The organism is Microvirga sp. KLBC 81 (assembly GCF_003075415.1).
Lineage (GTDB): Bacteria > Pseudomonadota > Alphaproteobacteria > Rhizobiales > Beijerinckiaceae > Microvirga.
Map to the genome: position 1 here is coordinate 1 of NZ_QDAH01000092.1, position 16,659 is coordinate 16,659.

General features: G+C 60.2%; 17 protein-coding genes. 9 read left to right on the plus strand and 8 right to left on the minus strand.

Going from position 1 to position 16,659, the window contains the following annotated elements; all coding sequences use genetic code 11:
- Window positions 1-155: 155 nt before the first annotated feature.
- Together DC522_RS28475 and DC522_RS28480 are read right to left on the minus strand one after the other, a co-directional pair.
- Window positions 156-497: a cupin domain-containing protein gene (locus tag DC522_RS28475; protein ID WP_116531910.1), complete on the minus strand. Its 342-nt coding sequence runs from the start codon at window positions 495-497 to the stop codon at window positions 156-158.
- A 20-nt stretch (window positions 498-517) separates the two neighbouring features.
- Window positions 518-715 carry a CsbD family protein gene (locus tag DC522_RS28480; RefSeq protein WP_116531911.1) on the minus strand — a complete coding sequence of 66 codons (198 nt, stop codon included), beginning with the start codon at window positions 713-715 and terminating at the stop codon, window positions 518-520.
- Between the two features lie 63 nt (window positions 716-778).
- Between DC522_RS28480 and DC522_RS34425 the strand changes: the two genes are divergently transcribed.
- Window positions 779-1,180 (plus strand): hypothetical protein, encoded by a 402-nt coding sequence (locus tag DC522_RS34425; RefSeq protein ID WP_133239395.1) that lies wholly within the window; start codon window positions 779-781, stop codon window positions 1,178-1,180.
- An 80-nt stretch (window positions 1,181-1,260) separates the two neighbouring features.
- Here DC522_RS34425 and DC522_RS35095 read toward each other — a convergent pair whose 3' ends face one another.
- The 3 genes from DC522_RS35095 to DC522_RS28500 form a co-directional block, all read right to left on the minus strand.
- Window positions 1,261-1,428 carry a hypothetical protein gene (locus DC522_RS35095; RefSeq protein WP_165820350.1) on the minus strand — a complete coding sequence of 56 codons (168 nt, stop codon included), beginning with the start codon at window positions 1,426-1,428 and terminating at the stop codon, window positions 1,261-1,263.
- A gap of 1,257 nt (window positions 1,429-2,685) precedes the next feature.
- Window positions 2,686-3,678, minus strand: a complete 993-nt coding sequence (locus DC522_RS28495; RefSeq protein WP_116531913.1) for an adenylate/guanylate cyclase domain-containing protein — start codon at window positions 3,676-3,678, stop codon at window positions 2,686-2,688.
- Between the two features lie 216 nt (window positions 3,679-3,894).
- The gene (locus DC522_RS28500; RefSeq protein WP_116531914.1) at window positions 3,895-4,176 is read right to left on the minus strand and encodes a hypothetical protein; all 282 of its coding nucleotides are present in this window, start codon (window positions 4,174-4,176) and stop codon (window positions 3,895-3,897) included.
- A gap of 775 nt (window positions 4,177-4,951) precedes the next feature.
- Between DC522_RS28500 and DC522_RS28510 the strand changes: the two genes are divergently transcribed.
- Window positions 4,952-5,149, plus strand: coding sequence for a hypothetical protein (locus tag DC522_RS28510; protein ID WP_116531916.1), 198 nt, complete (start codon window positions 4,952-4,954; stop codon window positions 5,147-5,149).
- Window positions 5,150-6,135: 986 nt separating this feature from the next.
- Here the strand turns inward: DC522_RS28510 and DC522_RS28525 are convergent.
- A complete protein-coding gene (locus DC522_RS28525) occupies window positions 6,136-6,354 on the minus strand; it encodes a hypothetical protein (protein ID WP_116531919.1) in 219 nt (72 codons plus the stop codon).
- Window positions 6,355-6,668: 314 nt separating this feature from the next.
- Here DC522_RS28525 and DC522_RS28530 point away from each other — a divergent pair, with 314 nt between their 5' ends.
- Window positions 6,669-7,382 carry a DUF1269 domain-containing protein gene (locus tag DC522_RS28530; protein WP_116531920.1) on the plus strand — a complete coding sequence of 238 codons (714 nt, stop codon included), beginning with the start codon at window positions 6,669-6,671 and terminating at the stop codon, window positions 7,380-7,382.
- Between the two features lie 59 nt (window positions 7,383-7,441).
- Complete coding sequence (locus tag DC522_RS28535; RefSeq protein ID WP_116531921.1) at window positions 7,442-8,053, plus strand: Hsp20/alpha crystallin family protein; 612 nt, start codon at window positions 7,442-7,444, stop codon at window positions 8,051-8,053.
- A gap of 121 nt (window positions 8,054-8,174) precedes the next feature.
- Here the strand turns inward: DC522_RS28535 and DC522_RS28540 are convergent, their stop codons facing one another.
- Window positions 8,175-8,501, minus strand: coding sequence for a hypothetical protein (locus DC522_RS28540; protein ID WP_116531922.1), 327 nt, complete (start codon window positions 8,499-8,501; stop codon window positions 8,175-8,177).
- 320 nt (window positions 8,502-8,821) lie between these two features.
- Here DC522_RS28540 and DC522_RS28545 point away from each other — a divergent pair, with 320 nt between their 5' ends.
- The 3 genes from DC522_RS28545 to DC522_RS28555 all read left to right on the plus strand — a co-directional run bounded on the left by DC522_RS28545 (window position 8,822) and on the right by DC522_RS28555 (window position 12,601).
- Entirely contained in the window at window positions 8,822-9,157 is a 336-nt protein-coding gene (locus DC522_RS28545) for a hypothetical protein (RefSeq protein WP_245444650.1), read from the plus strand.
- 71 nt (window positions 9,158-9,228) lie between these two features.
- Entirely contained in the window at window positions 9,229-11,430 is a 2,202-nt protein-coding gene (gene katG, locus DC522_RS28550) for a catalase/peroxidase HPI (RefSeq protein ID WP_116531923.1), read from the plus strand.
- Window positions 11,431-12,214: 784 nt separating this feature from the next.
- A complete protein-coding gene (locus DC522_RS28555) occupies window positions 12,215-12,601 on the plus strand; it encodes a hypothetical protein (RefSeq protein ID WP_116531924.1) in 387 nt (128 codons plus the stop codon).
- A gap of 1,054 nt (window positions 12,602-13,655) precedes the next feature.
- Here the strand turns inward: DC522_RS28555 and DC522_RS28565 are convergent.
- Complete coding sequence (locus tag DC522_RS28565) at window positions 13,656-14,726, minus strand: class I SAM-dependent methyltransferase (protein WP_116531926.1); 1,071 nt, start codon at window positions 14,724-14,726, stop codon at window positions 13,656-13,658.
- 984 nt (window positions 14,727-15,710) lie between these two features.
- Between DC522_RS28565 and DC522_RS28570 the strand changes: the two genes are divergently transcribed.
- Together DC522_RS28570 and DC522_RS28575 are read left to right on the plus strand one after the other, a co-directional pair.
- Window positions 15,711-15,983 carry a hypothetical protein gene (locus DC522_RS28570; RefSeq protein WP_116531927.1) on the plus strand — a complete coding sequence of 91 codons (273 nt, stop codon included), beginning with the start codon at window positions 15,711-15,713 and terminating at the stop codon, window positions 15,981-15,983.
- A gap of 116 nt (window positions 15,984-16,099) precedes the next feature.
- The coding region (locus DC522_RS28575) for an IS110 family transposase (RefSeq protein WP_116531928.1) at window positions 16,100-16,659 on the plus strand (560 nt) is incomplete at its 3' end.

The window sequence follows — 16,659 nt, forward strand, 5'->3', positions numbered from 1 at the left end:
GCAGCGGCGGGCCAGCGAGCAGATCGACCGTTGTGAGAGGGCTCTCAAGAGCCTCAAAGGCATCGTGTTCGGCTGACCAGCCCCAGAGATTCACGCACGTCGCCTTCGTGCGACAAACGCTTTTGTGAACTCATCGTAGCAAAGGCCTAACAAAATTAAGCATTCTCGCGTCCATGGACCTGAGCAGGAGGGGCCGTCGCCTCGACTGCCGTGAACGTCTCCAGAATGCGGTAGGTATGCTCAGACCCGGCGGGTACCACCCATGAGTCGCCCGGTTCCAGCCGCACGGTCTGCCCCTCGATCTCCAGTTCGGCCCGGCCTGCGATCACATAGCCGACCACCTCGTATTCGTGCTTGCGGCTGGGCTTGTCCTGAGTCGGCGGCTCATCCCGCCAGAGCCGCATCGACATCCGCTTGCCTGACGCGAGGTAGACCTCGCCTTGATCACCGGTCGGTGAGTAAGCGCTGCTCACCTTGGTCACGGTCGTATCGGTCATCTCACCCTCCTGCAGTCTGCCTAGAGATGGTGCTCCCACTCCCGGACCTCCTGCTGCGCGCGATCATGAGCATAGCCATAACGCTCTTGCAGGCACGCGATGAGCGTTTCGCGATGACCTTTGATGCAGGCGATATCCTCGTCCGTCAGCCGGCCCCAGCGGAGCTTTGCCTGTCGCTGCAACTGCTTCCAATTGGCTTGGATGTGCCCCCAACTCATGGTCGGCTCCTGGGAGGTCTGCCGGAAGCAAGCGACGTGGAACCAAGAAGTTCCGCAGGAAGCGTGAACTGGCCTGTCTTCGGTTCGTTCATATCAAAGGACACGCTGGGAGGATGCCATGAGATCGGAGAGCGTGGACAAAGCCATCACGGTCCAAAGCTCAAATGTGCACCACGGCGACAAGCTCCCCGACATGCCCGCGAGAGCATCCTGCGGGTCGCCAGCAAGTATTTTGGACGACTGAACGCGGCCTCAGCGCACTTCAGCAAGGAAGGGATCACCTGTCGCTGTAGTGTGACCATGCAGATGGGTGGTTTGCCGATGAAAAGCGCCGAGAGCAAGGACAAGGCCGAGCGGACAGACAAGGACGCGGTCCTGCGCGAGCGGATCAGTCTGGCAGAGCCTGAAGCCGAATCTTCGACCGGCGGCTTCGCGGACCAGGAGGAACAGGACTCTGCTACCTGAACTGTGGCAATCGGCAATCCGACTGGCCGACTGCCTTGCCAGTGGGCAATCTTCCTTGATCCAATTGGCCTCTGCTTCAACTAACCTTCGAGGGCATTCTTAATCCGCACGGACGCTTCTTCCGGCGCGACACCATCCGTGTACCAATCCAAGATCGTCAGATAGAGATTCCCGTGCAGAAGGCTGCGATACTCAGCGCGAAGGTCCTTCTCAACGGCTGCCAAATACTGAGAGAACGGCCCGATCATGTGATCTGCCCTGGCGCAGCAGGGCTCCCTGGTGAACGGCTCTTGGAATCACCCAACTGAGGCTACCCGGCCTTTTGGCATCTCTATGGCAAACGTGACCGTTTCTTAGGTGCTTGGACGAGCGGTATGTCGGCAATGCAACACCGGACCGATTTCATGCCCGGAGCAGTCTGACAGACTCTCCCCGCTTTCTCTGTGAGGCCACGTTCAGGATCATGACGGCGTGTACGAACCGGAGGGTCTAGCGCATCGTGCGGAAAAGTGGCCCCGGCTTTCCGCTCCGAACGATGCGCTCTTCACAGGAAGGGAGCATCGGATCAAATCCCACAAGTGGTGTTCACATTTGGGTCCGAGGCTCTAGCGGGCTGTATTGCCTCACTGAACGAGTCTCCCGGAGATTATCCAAGCGACAAGACAAAGAAGCGAGAGACCAGACATGAACGATCCAAGGATCGTCCACCGGCTAACGCGTGCCTCCCAAACATTGGTCTGGCGCTCCACCTCCTCTGACAGTGGAGCCTTCAAGAAGCCGTGGAATTTCTTGCGGGCGTACCAGCCTCCCGCCAGGGCTATGATCGCCAGCCATCCGCAGAGCACAGCCAGAAGCCATAATAGGTCTCGGATCGACCCAGTTGCCACGTCAGCCTCCCCTACGATCTGCCGCCGATGATGCGCAAGCTTACCGTTGTCCAAGAAGGAAGGAGTAGCCGGGCCGCAAGACGGATTTCCCCGTTCTGAAGGTCTCAGTGGGAACCGTCGTATACGAACTGAACGTGGGCTTTACGCCCCCTGCCCTATGGTTTTCCAGTTCGTTGACCGCTTCGGCCCGTTCAACAGTCTACAGTGAGAACAGGTGCTGCTTGATCTCCAAGGGCGACCCAGGCTTTGTCGTTCGTGCCCTCCCGCTTGAGATAGGTATAGCCTGTTCGCCGCCAGGACAGGATGACGTTTCGTTTGATGTCAGGAACGAAAATCGCTCCGGTCCGTCAGGACCATGAGCGCAGCGTATCCCTGCCCCTGCTCATTGAGGACGGCTGCCATCCGCAAGGCGCATTGTGGCGCAGTTGGGGCTTGGCCCGACTCTCTCGATCGCCCGCGCCACCCGCTACTCCTGAGGGAGCTTAAGCCCAGCAAGGTGTTAGCGCATCGTGTGGAAAAGTGGACCCGGTTTTCCGCACAAACGATCCAATGCTCTAAAATCGTGCCTTGCTCACGGCTGCTTCCCTACCAAGGCGTCCTAATCACTAGTCCTCATCATCATTGCAAAGCGCGATTATCGTCTGCTTCAATCACCCGCCTGATCAGGTCCTTGAGGATTTCACGTTCCTGATCCGAGAGAGGAGCCATCAATCTATCCTGTGCGATGATCAGAGCCGAGCGCAACCGCAGGCGCACACCGATGCCCTCTGAGGTTGCACTGAACAGCCAGGAGCGATACTTCCCCGTATTGGGCGTCCGCGTGATCAGCCCTTTCTCCCCAAGGCGGGCCGCACTCCGCTCGGCAGTGGCTTGCTGAATACCAACTCGCTCAGCCACCTGACGCAGCCCGATACCGGGTTCATCCATGATCGCGGCAAGGACGGGAATGTCGATTCCTTTAAGACCTGCTGGTTGGGCAACTTCGGTCATCATCGCCATGCAGACCCTATGCAGCTGGCGTGCCCAATAGGTCTCAAACTGCGTGCGGTCGATTGGCATCGTCCGCGAAGGCCGGTGGCGGCTTGGACGTGTCAGGTAGGCTCGAATAGGGGTATCGAGATTCTTTACCGCCTGCGGGCCAAGGTCTTCGAACCCGAGCGAGAGCACTCGATGCACATAGTCGTAGGTTGCTCCAGAAATACATATGCAACCCGGTTCCGCCAGCCTCTCCAGACGGGCGGCAACATTCACGCCGTCCCCGAACAGGTCTCCGTCTCGGACCATGGCCTCACCCACGTGGACGCCGATCCGGAACCTGACCTGCCGTTCTTCAGGAACCGCATCGTTGACGGCGGCAATCCGCTCCTGAATGGTGACGGCGCACTGGACCGCATCCACGGCACTGGGGAACTCGGCTAGAATGCTGTCCCCTGCCGTGTTGGCAATGCGCCCACCATGGTGCTCGATCTCGCTGTCTGTGATCTCGCGATGGGAGGTGAGCAGGCGCAGAGTGCCACGTTCGTCCATGCTCATGAGGTGGGCGTAGCCTGCCACATCAGCGCAGAAGATCGCCGCAAGACGCCGCTGAATTCCGGAGGCAGCTTTGATCACCTGCGCACCGCATCGTTGGGACAATCTTTGCCGTAAGCCGGGACTACGCTATGGCCCTGTCACACCAGCAACTCCCGACTGAGGAATGAGTTCAGCTATGCGGACCTGTCCAAACGCGCTTTAAGCACCAATGTCACTTAGTCCCTAGCTGATTGTACTATCTCTGCGTGCAAGCTGAACTGTAGAGTTGCCGAAGTCGTTGGTCTGCGGCACCGCTCAGGCCGGGCTTTGCGAGATCGTTGTTGCGGGAAACCGTTCAACCTCAACGGCTCTGTTGAACTGTGGGTACTCTTGACGGTGGTTTGTCGTCAGGTTCGCTGGTTCATTGAGGCGAAGGCTGAGTTGCTCGATCTCGGACCCAATCATAGGCTGTCCATCCTTGGCGACCATCTCAGCAAGGTCTTCTGGAAGCACATCAACTTGCTCCTGAAGAAGAAGAAGGGCTGCACGAATGGTCCTCAACTCCCGTTCGTCCACGACAAGGGTGTGCTTCTTCATTGGGTGATATCGGCCTCTCAGCTTGCCTTTTCAGGCTACCCGTGGATGCGGCGGAAACAAGGCAGTTGCCTTCGACGAAAATCATTTCATGAGGGCGGAGAGCCTACTCGATCCATCCGGTGGCTTCTATTCTGAAGGGCGAATGCCGTTACCAACCAAAGGGTTTGCCCCCGGAGGCTGAATGCCCCTGCCCTACACCCACCTGAGCCTGGCTGAACGGCGCGAGATCGCCCGCATGCACAACGCCTGCAGCGGCAGCGTTCGACCATCTACCGCGAGATCAAGCGGAACTGGTTTCACGATGCAGAGCCGTTGTCTCGCGGCAAGTTCCATGTCACCGCCGACGTGCAAGCCCGGGCCCGGCGGCAGGAGGCTCTGCTTGAGATCTGTAATCGGCTCAATGTGACCCCGCGCAAATGCCTGGGTTATCGCACGCCCCAAGAGGTCCTGATGAGCTCTCTGGATCCGGCACTGCCGAGACGATCAAGGCCTCACGCCACAGGGTGTTGAGCTCAGGTGTGTCCTGGTCCAGCCAGAGTGGTTTGGGACTTCAGCCGCCCAGGTACACCCCGGGTAGCGGGCGGCAGGGATGTCTTCAAAAACAGGGCTAAAGGTCTTGTTCTTCTTGTTGGACCCGAGCGGCGAGTGAGGCCTTTGGAGATTTCCTCAAGGAAACCGGAAACGGACATTACCGTCATGCCTGATCAGCCAAGATCCTCTGTAGGCAATTTTTCTGGTATGATAGCTTCGCCCTTGGTTCTTTCGGAGGCGTGTCATGATCCAGCACATGTTCAAGGTCGGCCAGGTTGTCAGGGCCAGTGGAACCTCCCGCAACCTTCCTAGCGGCTCTTTCAGGGTTCTTCGCCTCTTGCCGTCCACGGCGGCTGGCATTCCTCTGTATTGTGTGAAAAGCGAAGTAGAGATGATAGAGCGCGTGGTCGAGCAGCACGAGATAGAGGCGGCTTCGCGTTGATTTGCAACATGACCTCCTGTGCCTCGGTTACCTGCGACTGACACAAGAAGCTGGCGTGACTTCGCAATGGCTCAGATGCTTCTCCTATGAGCCACTCCCAATTCGTTTTGGGGTGAACGTAACAATCATTTCGAAGGCTTTGTGTCAGTATGACGCTGCAACTCATGAGGGGAAATGGCTTGGTTTCTGAGGATGGCAACGGCACGATGAAGCCTCATCTCCTCCACACTGCGCGGCTTCCGTTCTTCTGTCGCTCTCCGGGTGGCCTTGAGGATCATTTCTCTGATGTGCTTGGCAACCTGATCGTCCATGTTTGTCATCGGGCGTCCCTCTCAGGACTACTCAGGTTCATGATCAATCGTGGCGAGATTCAGCCTCACTGAGGGACTCTTTTGGTTCCGTCGCGCCATAAGTGCCTCCAGGGCCTTGGGTGGCAGGGGCTTTCAAAAACGGAGCTAAAGGTGTTGTTGATCGTTCGACCGGGGAGGATAGTGAAGCTTCTGGAGATTTCAGGGCTCCTATTCGTTCAGCCTTCCCGTGGTCACGGCTATATTCCCAAGAAGGAGTAATAGCGGTATCCTAAGAGCATCTGGAGAGCAGCCATGGGCGAGCCTGGACCAAGCTCAGTCATCTTGTGGGATACCCTCAAGCTCTCAGCGGAGCCCTTACGGGCGCGAAGCGACATTTTGGTCGTTGCTCAGGTTATGGTGAGGGATAGGGGTCAAAAAGGTGCTGACCAGTATCGCATCAACTTTGAGATAAACAGGCACCACGGCCTCGTGTCCCAGGACACTGAAGTGCTGGTATCAGGCGCTGGAGGGGATGGCCATCTCTGGAGATATTCAGGACGGCGCGATGTTGTTGCGGCGGTCAAGGATCGCTTTCTCACGACTCAACTTTACTCGCACGTGGCTGGCCAGCTCGGCTGGATTCGCAACCCAAGTGTTGAGCTGGTTCATGCACCGTTAGATCCATGAGTTCGTCTGCTAAACTTGGTTTGACGCAACGTCCCTGGGCCCCAGAACCGTAATACTGGCCACCGCCCATCGCGATTCAAGCTCCTGGGCCAGACTGAGTATCAGGTGCCGGATCGGCGCCAGTGCCTGCTCGGCCTGGCTCGGGATCGTTGACCCTGCGGAGACGGGGGACTCGGCCGCAAGCACGGCGTCGGCGATGCGCTGAGCGCGATCATTGATGTCAGCCATCAGAGAGCCTGTTGCAGGTTGGGTGGGAGAGATGAATCTGCCGGCGTTGTAGCGCGCAGACCCCCGATTTCACCATTCGATATCTGCCCGACGCCTCACATGTCGTTTGCCGTGCGGTCGAGATCGCGGCTGGCCGCTCAGCCTTCCCGAAACGCTGGTCTCATCGGCTGCCGGGCATCACCTTGCCCTATTCGCCCACTGCGGCGGCAGACGAATCCCGGCGAAAAGTGCGCCTTCCGAGATCAACTTGCGGGATTGGAACGCTTGGGGCTGGCCTGTTTTGTCTCTGTAGCCCACAAGCGCGGAGTTCGACCATGGCAGAACTCGTGGCGATTGCATTCGAAGGTCCGCACGAAGCGGACCGTGTGCTGACCGAGTTGGGACGCCTCCAGAAGGAACATCTCATCGACCTTGAGGATGCCGTCGTCGCTATCCGGCAGCCCGACGGACGTGTCCACCTCAAGCAGAGCGTCAACTTTGTAGGCGAGGCCGCCGTGTCGGTCGGCCTTTCAGGGGCGTTCTGGGGAACACTGGTGGGATTGCTGTTCCTGAACCCGCTTGCCGGCTTCGCGGTGGGTGGCTTGATCGGCGCAGGGGCCGGGACGCTCTCAGGTTCCCTCGTGGACTACGGCATCGACGATGACTTCATCCGGTCCCTGGCATCAATGCTGAACCCGGACAACTCGGCCCTCTTCGTGCTGATCCGCAAGGGCCAACCCGAGAGGGTGCTGGCGGAACTGTCTGGCCTCAAGGGCTGCGTTCTGCGGACCTCGCTCTCCCCTGAGCAGGAGGCCCGGTTGCAGGCCGCACTCTCGGGCGCCGCCGTGACAGGCGGCCCGATGCAGGCACCCACCGAGGAGACCGAATCCGATGTGGTCGAGGAAGCCGATCTCGAGTCGTTCCCGGCGAGCGATCCCCCGGCCTGGACAGGCACGACAGGAGTCAGGGAGGCGCGGTTCGAACACGAGCCTTCGGAACCCGGCGCGAAACCGGAGGATCCAGCGACATCAACACCGAAGGTGGGCTAGGCCTCCTCTGCCATCTCGGTCATGGGAGCCACCCCCCTCAATCGAGAGGAGCACATGCAATGGCACGCAATCCGTTGACCCCGTTTCGGTCTGGTTTCGGCTTGCTCGGGGGCAGCGACCCCTTCCTGTCGCTGCACCGGGAGATGAATCGCCTCTTCGATGATGTCCTGCGCGGCGGCGGGATGATGCGAGGTGGCGGCCAAGGTACCGCCGGAAGCATGATGTCCCCGCAGATCAACGTGAGCGAGACCGATAACGAAATCCGGGTGAGCGCCGAACTCCCAGGCGTCTCCGAAAACGACATCCAGGTCGACCTCAATGACGACGTGCTCACTATCCGGGGCGAGAAGAGGTTCGAGCATGCCGACGAGAGGGAAAACTTCCATTTTCTGGAGCGCTCCTACGGCACGTTCCAGCGGACGCTGCAACTGCCGTTCTCCGTAGATCCCAACAAGGTGCAGGCGAGCTTCGAGAACGGTGTTCTCACCGTCATACTGCCGAAGAGCGCGCAGCAGGAGCGCTCGCACCGAATCCAGGTCAACGCCGGCGGACGCGGACAGATCGGCGGGCAGAGCAAGGCATCGGCCCAGGAGGGCCAAGGCAGTGAAGAAAGCCAGGGGAAGAAAGAGGGCAAGAGTGGCAAAGGCGGTTCCGGCACGAAGGCCGCCTGAGTGCCCACTGCGCAGTCGAGGCAAAGGGGCCGTCCTCTGGCGGCCCTCATTTTTACGTCGGATGCGGAACGGCTTAGGCGCCAGTGGTTCAAGCAGACTGGGCCTCATTCGCTCGGCATCATCACGCTGTAGTTTCGGTCCTGCCCTCGAGTTGCTCCTCATCATGCATGATCGCCGGACCGAGCTCGGAAAACCGGAAGAGGCGGAAGGCGCGCTCGCCATTGACGTCGAGCACCCGCAGGTCATCGCTGTCGCGGGCGTCGTTCATGACGACTTGGAAGTGGCCGCCATAGCGCGCCGCCACGGTTTCAAGCGGGAGTTCATAGGCAATGAACTTGCTGACGCCATGCGCCTTGAGAGTGCGCAGGAAGCCAGGATCAGACAGGGACGGATAGGAGGTCAGGATCACAATCGGTCCACTGCCGGCAAATACCAGAGCTGCTTTCATGGTTATTCTCCCTAGCTTGGACCTACCCTCGGGTTGGAGTACGGTCCGCGTGCACAGGTCCTACACTGTGCTCCTGCTGACGGACGGAACGGAGCTGCACGGGAGGTCTGATTGCGGGACCTCAGGGCCAACGTAATCCTCGGTTCTGTCGCGAACTCGAAGTATAGGCGTTTTTTGCACCACTTTGGAGTTGTGGCAGCGGCGCTAAGCCGTTGCTTTCACGACAACCGGGCAGTGCGAGACTGACAGTATCGACGAGTAAACAACGAGCTTGCGACAAAACCACCTGGTCTGCCTGCCTCGCCTCCGGAGGCCCGGCCGTGAGCGCGGCGGACACCTGTGAGGTGATCGGCCGGTGGCGGATCGCGGGATCCGACCTGTGGGATCGGGACTATCTCGACCTCCTGGAGCCGGCCTTCATCAGCATCGGGCGGGACGGGCGCGGCGAGCTGGCATTTGGGGTCGTGAACGCCTTGCTGGATCTGTCCTACAGCCGCACCATCGTGTTCTCACCTTTGAGGGCAGCGGCTCGGGCTCTGCCGAGCTCCTCGACGACGGCACCCTTGAGGTCGAGATCTCATTCCATAACGGCGGCGGTGCCGCCCTCAGAGCCCGGCCAGACCCTTCTCAGCGCCCTGCTTCAGAACGGGCCCTAGACCTGATCGACGGCCGCCGCCTATAAGACGCACTGGCGACGAAAGCTGCCGCTACGGGATTGGAGGGAAAGATGGACACGAAGACCGACGATAAGAACGCAGGCGAGTGCCCGTTCACCGGCGGCCGCCGGGGACGAATGAACCGCGACTGGTGGCCGAGCCACCTTGACATTCAGGTGCTCCATCGGAACTCCCCGCTGTCCGATCCGATGGGTAAGGAGTTCGACTACGCTAAGGAATTCAAGAGCCTCGACCTGAACGCCATCATCAAGGACCTGCATGCGTTGATGATGGACTCGCAGAACTGGTGGCCCGCCGACTTCGGCCACTACGGCGGGCTGATGATCCGCATGGCGTGGCACAGCGCGGGGACATACCGTATCACCGACGGCCGGGGCGGCGCCGGGGCAGGCCAGCAGCGTTTCGCGCCGCTCAACAGCTGGCCGGACAACGCAAACCTCGACAAGGCGCGCCGGCTGCTGTGGCCGATCAAGCAGAAGTACGGCCGAAAAATCTCCTGGGCCGATCTGATGATTCTCGCCGGCAACGTTGCGCTCGAGTCGATGGGCTTCAAGACGTTCGGCTTCGCCGGCGGCCGCGCCGACGTGTGGGAGCCCGAAGAACTCTACTGGGGGCCCGAGGGAACGTGGCTGGGTGACGAACGCTACAGCGGCGAACGCCAGCTCCAAAATCCGCTCGCCGCGGTGCAGATGGGCCTGATCTACGTCAATCCGGAAGGGCCGAACGGCAAGCCGGACCCGGTCGCGGCGGCCAAGGACATCCGCGAAACCTTCTACCGCATGGCGATGAACGACGAGGAGACCGTCGCGCTGATCGCCGGCGGCCACACCTTCGGCAAGACCCACGGCGCCGGCGATCCCTCGCTGATCGGTCCGGATCCGGAAGGCGCGGCAATCGAGGATCAGGGCCTCGGATGGAAGAGCGGGCATGGCACCGGCTTCGGCGCCGACGCCATTACCGGCGGCCCGGAAGTCACTTGGTCGCAGACGCCGACGAAATGGAGCAATCACTTCTTTGACAACCTGTTCAAGTACGAGTGGGAGCTGACCAAGAGTCCAGCCGGAGCCTGGCAGTGGAAGGCGAAAAACGCCGAGCCCTCGGTTCCGGACGCGCACGACACGTCCAAGAAGCATGTGCCGACCATGCTGACCACGGACCTGTCGCTGCGGTTCGATCCAGCCTACGAGAAAATCTCGCGGCGCTTCTATGAGAACCCGGACCAGTTCGCGGATGCGTTCGCCCGTGCCTGGTTCAAGCTCACGCACCGCGACATGGGCCCGATCGTGCGCTATCTCGGCCCGCTCGTGCCGAAGGAAACGTTGATCTGGCAGGACCCGATCCCGGCTGTCGATCACCCGCTGATCGATGACAAGGATGCCGAGGGTCTGAAGGCGAAAATCCTCGCCTCCGGCCTGTCGGTGTCCGAGCTGGTCTCGACGGCGTGGGCGTCGGCCTCGACCTTCCGCGGTTCCGATAAGCGCGGCGGCGCCAACGGCGCACGCATCCGCCTCAGCCCCCAGAAGGACTGGGAGGTCAACGAGCCCGAGCAGCTCGCCAAGGTCCTGGATGTCCTCGAGAAGATTCGGCAGGACTTCAACAAGGCCCAGTCCGGCGGCAAGAAGGTCTCGCTCGCCGACCTCATCGTTCTCGCCGGCTCAGCGGCGATCGAGAAGGCCGCGAAGGATGCCGGCGTCGACGTGAAGGTGCCCTTCACGCCGGGACGCATGGACGCGTCGCAGGAGCAGACCGATGTCGAGTCCTTCGCTCCCCTCGAACCGCGTGCCGACGGCTTCCGCAACTATCTCAGCGGCGAGCAGTTCATGCTGCCCGAGGAGGCCCTGGTGGATCGGGCGCAATTGCTGACGCTGACGGCGCCGGAGATGACGGTGCTTCTCGGTGGTCTGCGCGTTCTCGGTGCAAACGCCGGAGGGTCCAAGCACGGCGTCTTCACCGACAGGCCCGGCGTCTTGACGAACGACTTCTTCGTCAACCTGCTCACCATGAAGACGCAATGGCATCCGGTCGCCGACGGCACGTACGAAGGCCGCGACCGCAAGACCAACGAGCTGCAGTGGAGGGCGACTCGCGTTGACCTGATCTTCGGGGCGCAGTCGCAGCTCCGCGCGCTTGCGGAAGTCTATGCCTGCGCCGACTCGCAGGAAAAATTCGTGCAGGACTTCGTCGCTGCGTGGATCAAGGTGATGAACGCGGATCGGTTCGATCTTGCCTCGTCCCGGCAGGCTGCCGCATGACCGCGTCCGCATGAGCCAACTGCAATCGGCCGGGGACTTTCCCCGGCCGCTTCTCGTGTGTGCCGAGTATGAACGACAGCTTGGAGGTGGAAGGGTTCTGTCGCAAACTTGATTTTTACTTGCCGATTCTGGCGGATCGGCATGGATCGGCTGGTGTAGAACCAATGGCTTAGCGCCACTGCCATGACGGCGAACCCGCCTGGGAAATGCCTATACTTCAAGTTTGCGACAGAACCCCGTATCCTCGATCCCCGGGGAGTTCTCGATAGGGGTCTGTTGATCGGGGACTTTGGTGCTCCCGGTTGAGCTATGCTCCCCACCCTCATGAGCAGGGTTTCCAGCTCCGTCCTCACGTATGCCGCTGCGTCGGCTGCTGTTGACGTTCAGGTTCTCCAATTCGCTCGGGTTGCTTTGGGTCTGCCACGGATGCCTCCAGTGGATAGGATTCCACTACGGTCTCGGACCCACAAGTGGACTTGCACTTTTGGGACCCATCCGATGCTTTCTCCTTCAGTGAGAGCATCGTTCAGGCGATCCGAAGGGCCGCTCTAGCGAATAACCGGATCCACTTTTCGCTGACGCGGACCTCCGGTTCCGCACGATGCTCTAGGTACAACGGCGGCTCCAATCCCTGGGTCACGGTCTACGCTTGCAACCCACGATGTCAGGAATGCCTGTCGGAATTATAACAAGATGGTTCAAGTTCCATTCAGCCACGCTTTGTTCGAATGAGGCTAATCGGGATTTGGCACTACCGCATTCCCCGTCAGGTTGGAGATCAAACATGTGCAAGGTTGCAACGCTGGCTGCTATCAGCGTCTTGGCTCTTGGAACCATATCGGCGTCCAATGCCGAGGCGCGGGATCGCAATTGGGTTGGTCCTACTGTTGCGGCTGGCGTCGTCGGTGTTGCGGCGGGTGCCCTGCTCGCCAGTGCGGCCACTCCGGCTTACGCTTATCCGGCTTATGCTCCAGTATCTTATGGGTATGGCGGCTACTATGCCGCCCCGGCTTACCGGTCTCACCGCGTGGAGCGTGTCGTCCGCTACTACGAGGAGCCACGCCCGGTCTACCGCACTCGGCGCGTCGTGCGGTCCTATGATTACGGCTACGCGCCTGTGAGCACCCGTACTGTAACCTACAGCTACGGCTCTTCCTATTACGGCTGGTGAGTGAGCAAGCCAATCTGCAAGCACAGGGTGATCCTACGTCCTACGGATCACCCTTCTTTCTGGCTGCATCAGCAATTTATGAGCCGTGTTAGAAGTTTGACCATTCCGGAGCTACCGAGATGCGGAAGATGTAATTGCCGATAAAAACAAGGAGCGTGGTGAAGCAGCAGGCAGAGGTGGCTCTCGCAGTCGAGGTCCTGAACCGCATGACCCGGACCGGCAAGCCGGTCTCGGTGCGCGTTGCGGGAGCTCTGTCATGAAGCGGCTTCGTCGGCTCTCCTGTGTTTCCATGCACCAAAGTCACGGCGAGCAACTCATCAACGCTACTCACTCTCTCAAATGCTTGCTGAGGACGCAGCGCAGATTTTCAGCAGCCCTCTTTCTGCTTCGTCGGAGAGGCTCGGCGACTGCACGACGAGAATCCGTGGCTAGAGCCTCGGACGTGAAAAGTGGATTTGCACTTTTGGGACCCATCCGATGCTTCTCCTACAATGAGAGCATCGTTGAGAGCGGAAAACCGGATCCACTTTTCCGCACGATGCTCTAGACAAATCAACCGCGCGAATGGCTCTGTCGCCGCTGCAATCTCCTCACTCATCTGCGTGACCTGTATGAGGTAACCGGAGACCTGCAGTTTTGCATGAATTGGATTGGAGCAGGGTTGGAGGACAACTGTACGGTAATGAAAGCACCTTGATGTTGTCCGACAGGCTGTCTCCGAAGACCACGACGTGATCGAAAGCCGAGAGGGCTTGGGCGGATGAACTCATGAAGGCAACAAAGTGATCTTCGATGCCGATTCTGTCGGTAGCGCTGCGAGTCATGGATGTTCACGGTCTGATCGTTGTTCCATGACTATCTTCCAAGACCAATTGTTGAGGTGCTCCAAGCCTAGCCATAATACTCGGCGATACGACTGTCGGGATCATTGTTTTAGGATGGCCTGTCCAGCCCAAGCCGTGTCCGCCCGCATCTGTGGTGGAGCAGGTGCGGGCCGCGCCAGCAGTCTTCTCTCCTTCTGCCCAAGAGACGCGGCGGCGTTAGGAGCCCGACTTCAACCCGGTTTGTCGAAGACCATCACCTTCGACACGTATGCTGTCTCGTCACGGGCGTGGGTCAGACCATACGTTCTGGCCATTGCCCTAAAGTCCTCCTCGATGTACCCGGCATAGTACGGCTCATGATAGTTCTGTGGGAATAGCTCCAGAAGACCGTCATACTCCGGCTTGTCGCCGCGCTGCAGCGAGTCCACCAAAACCAGACGGCCACCGGGCTTCAGCACCCGTGCAAACTCGCGGAAGACGGTTCGACGGACCTTGGGCGGCAACTCGTGGAACACGAAGATGCTCGTCACCGCATCCTGGCTGGCATCCGGCACCGGGATTGCTTCTCCGTTCGCCACGACGAGATTCATCCACGACCAGCGCCTCAGGTGACGCTTGGCTTCCCGGATATAGGGCTCCGACAGATCGATCCCGAGACAGGGAAGTCGCGGCCATGCTTGCTTGGCAAAGTCGAGAAAGCGCCCAGTCCCGCAGCCGACATCGAGAAGTCTCAGCTGCCTCTGATCTCGCTGGGCGAAGACCTGATGCAGGGGCGGCAGCGCCTGCCGTCGCATGGCATTGGCGGTCCCGCTGAACAACACCTCAACTTGGGTGTCGTAGCGCTGGGCCGAGTCCTCGGTCATCCAGCCGCCTGTCTGGAAATGGAAGTTCTGGAGATAGTAGCGGGGCCGTTTGCTGCGGGTTTCTTCAGTAAGAACCTCGCTGTGCCCGCCGCTCTCGCGTCGGCGATGAACGCTTGGTAGATCCTCGAAGAAAAGCCCTGAGCGGCGAAGCCGGGTCAGCAGCGACCCATCGTGATCGGCGGGCAGAGGATAAAGGCCGGCCTCCACATTGGCGAGGTCCTGCCGGAACAGAGCCGCCATGTCCTCGTAGAGGCGGCTACGGTCCGGCACGGGAGCCGCGGTGTGGGCCCTGGGCCGTTTGCTGTCACCCTCCTCTTCACGAACCCTCTCTGCAAGGCGGCTCACGGCTGCGCCGTGGGCCGCATACCAGGCGAGCCGGGGCAGCTGTCTGGTATGATACGCGGCGCGTGTGGCAAAGCGGGTAAGGGGACCAGTCATTCTTCCCTCCGCGTGAGAGATGGAAGTGTGATCTTCTCAACCAGGATCCGCAAGGGGCGCCACTCGGAGTGCGCAATTCATTTGTGTCATTCGGTGATGCCTGATGTCGCTGGGGAGTATTGCATTAACCTCGTCCATATAACGAGGGGTCCGCGCTTGATCGGACCGATCTTGCACGCGTGGCTTGTCAAAGCCATCTAAGCTTCAGGCCAGTTGCGATCCAATATTGATCGGACGCAGCCCCGAGCTAGAGGGATGACGCTGAAGGAGGTGCCCTCCCGTCATGGTAGTTGCTGGCCGTGGCGATTGCTGAACGTCCAGGCCCCCTGTTGTGCTGCCCAATCTTCGATCCATGACCCGTCCCGCGATCACAGAGCCATCTCCGCGCCATCACACCCCACTCCTGGAAGCCCGCGCGTTCCAGTGCCGCTTCATCGTCTCCGAGGACACGCGGGAGGCCGTGTGCTGCGGCGCCCCAACGAGCGGAACGTCGAGCTGGTGCGATTGGCACCGGCAGCTTGTCTATGTCAGGCCTCACGGGCAGGAGCGAAAGGTGGCCTGAGCCCCGCCCGCTGCTTTTCCAACCCTCTCGTCTCCAGTTCCGATTTGCGCCATAGATCACGCAATGCGGATCTCGCAGTCCGGATCTGGGTTTAGTGTCGGGCCTCCGAGGGAAACGATAAGGCGATCAGCGAGTGGGCACCGCTGAGGCGGGGCAGCGCACCGAACTCGTCCGATTAACAATGCCGGATGCTGCCTCAGCACAGGAGGCTCCTGCCCGAGGGCTGTATGCTTGCGCTCAAGAACTACCTGAGTGCCTGGCGTCCCGCATGGCCGCAGGTCGTGATCGCTGAATAACATAGGATCCATATCTGGTTTGAATCCACGTCTCTTAACCCAGACATAACTTCCATCAGCTTCTCTTCTCTATTGACACTATTGACTGAACCTGTCGCCTGAACAACTGCAGAAAGGCTTGCACCGATGAAGCTGTACCGCCTCAACGTCACAGCCGACGGGGAGCCAACCGCGATCTTTGCCTTGGCCAAAGATGTCGACAGCCTTCTTCATGCGCTTGAGTACGAGGACCACGGCGAGGCCGATGAGGAGAGTCTTCTGCCCTACTTTGATGGGGACAAGAAACCTCGGGTGATCAGAAGCCTTGATGAGGTTCCGGAGGACTACCTGGATTTCGTCTGCCTGGGCGACAATCCGGACGGATACACCGTAGCCGAGTTCCTCGACCAGCAGACTTGAAGATCGGAGAGCTCTGTAGTTGGGGGCAACGCAAGATCTGATGGGGTAGACGCCCCCCAACGGCCTTGGTGTGCCAAAGTGGAGGTGTTGATGAGCCCCACTTGAGGGAGGCGTCCATGGAAGAGGTCAGCACAATCGGCTTGGATCTGGCGAAGAATGTCTTCCAGATTCATGGAGCGGATGCATCAGGCGCGGTTCGGTTTCGCAAGAAGCTGCGCCGGCCTCAGGTCCTGACATTCTTTGCAGCCCAGCCGCCCTGCACGGTGGCGATGGAGGCCTGCGCCAGCGCGCATCACTGGGCGCGCGAGATCGGCCGGCTCGGGCCTGCGGTCCGGCTGATCCCGCCGGCTTACGTGAAGCCCTTCGTCAAGCGGCAGAAGAATGATGCGGCCGATGCCGAGGCGATCTGCGAGGCCGCCCAGCGCCCGACCATGCGCTTCGTGGCGCCCAAGAGCGAGCAGACGCAAGCCTCGACCGTCGTGTTCCGAGCCCGCGATCTCCTGGTGCGACAGCGAACCCAGATCATCAACGCCCTGCGTGGCCATCTGGCCGAGTGCGGGATCGTGGTGGCCAAAGGCCCGGCTCACGTTCCGCACCTGGTGCAGGCTGTCGAGGATGAGGCCGAGCCGATCCCAGAGCTCGCCCGGCCCATCCTCCGGATGCTGATCGAGACACT

Excerpts from the sequence above, each read along its gene's own strand:
- DC522_RS28475 (WP_116531910.1), bottom strand. The coding sequence starts at position 497 with ATGACCGATACGACCGTGACCAAGGTGAGCAGCGCTTACTCACCGACC.
- DC522_RS28480 (WP_116531911.1), bottom strand. The coding sequence starts at position 715 with ATGAGTTGGGGGCACATCCAAGCCAATTGGAAGCAGTTGCAGCGACAG.
- DC522_RS35095 (WP_165820350.1), bottom strand. The coding sequence starts at position 1,428 with ATGATCGGGCCGTTCTCTCAGTATTTGGCAGCCGTTGAGAAGGACCTT.
- DC522_RS28500 (WP_116531914.1), bottom strand. The coding sequence starts at position 4,176 with ATGAAGAAGCACACCCTTGTCGTGGACGAACGGGAGTTGAGGACCATT.
- DC522_RS28510 (WP_116531916.1), top strand. The coding sequence starts at position 4,952 with ATGATCCAGCACATGTTCAAGGTCGGCCAGGTTGTCAGGGCCAGTGGA.
- DC522_RS28525 (WP_116531919.1), bottom strand. The coding sequence starts at position 6,354 with ATGGCTGACATCAATGATCGCGCTCAGCGCATCGCCGACGCCGTGCTT.
- DC522_RS28530 (WP_116531920.1), top strand. The coding sequence starts at position 6,669 with ATGGCAGAACTCGTGGCGATTGCATTCGAAGGTCCGCACGAAGCGGAC.
- DC522_RS28535 (WP_116531921.1), top strand. The coding sequence starts at position 7,442 with ATGGCACGCAATCCGTTGACCCCGTTTCGGTCTGGTTTCGGCTTGCTC.
- DC522_RS28540 (WP_116531922.1), bottom strand. The coding sequence starts at position 8,501 with ATGAAAGCAGCTCTGGTATTTGCCGGCAGTGGACCGATTGTGATCCTG.
- katG (WP_116531923.1), top strand. The coding sequence starts at position 9,229 with ATGGACACGAAGACCGACGATAAGAACGCAGGCGAGTGCCCGTTCACC.
- DC522_RS28555 (WP_116531924.1), top strand. The coding sequence starts at position 12,215 with ATGTGCAAGGTTGCAACGCTGGCTGCTATCAGCGTCTTGGCTCTTGGA.
- DC522_RS28565 (WP_116531926.1), bottom strand. The coding sequence starts at position 14,726 with ATGACTGGTCCCCTTACCCGCTTTGCCACACGCGCCGCGTATCATACC.
- DC522_RS28570 (WP_116531927.1), top strand. The coding sequence starts at position 15,711 with ATGAAGCTGTACCGCCTCAACGTCACAGCCGACGGGGAGCCAACCGCG.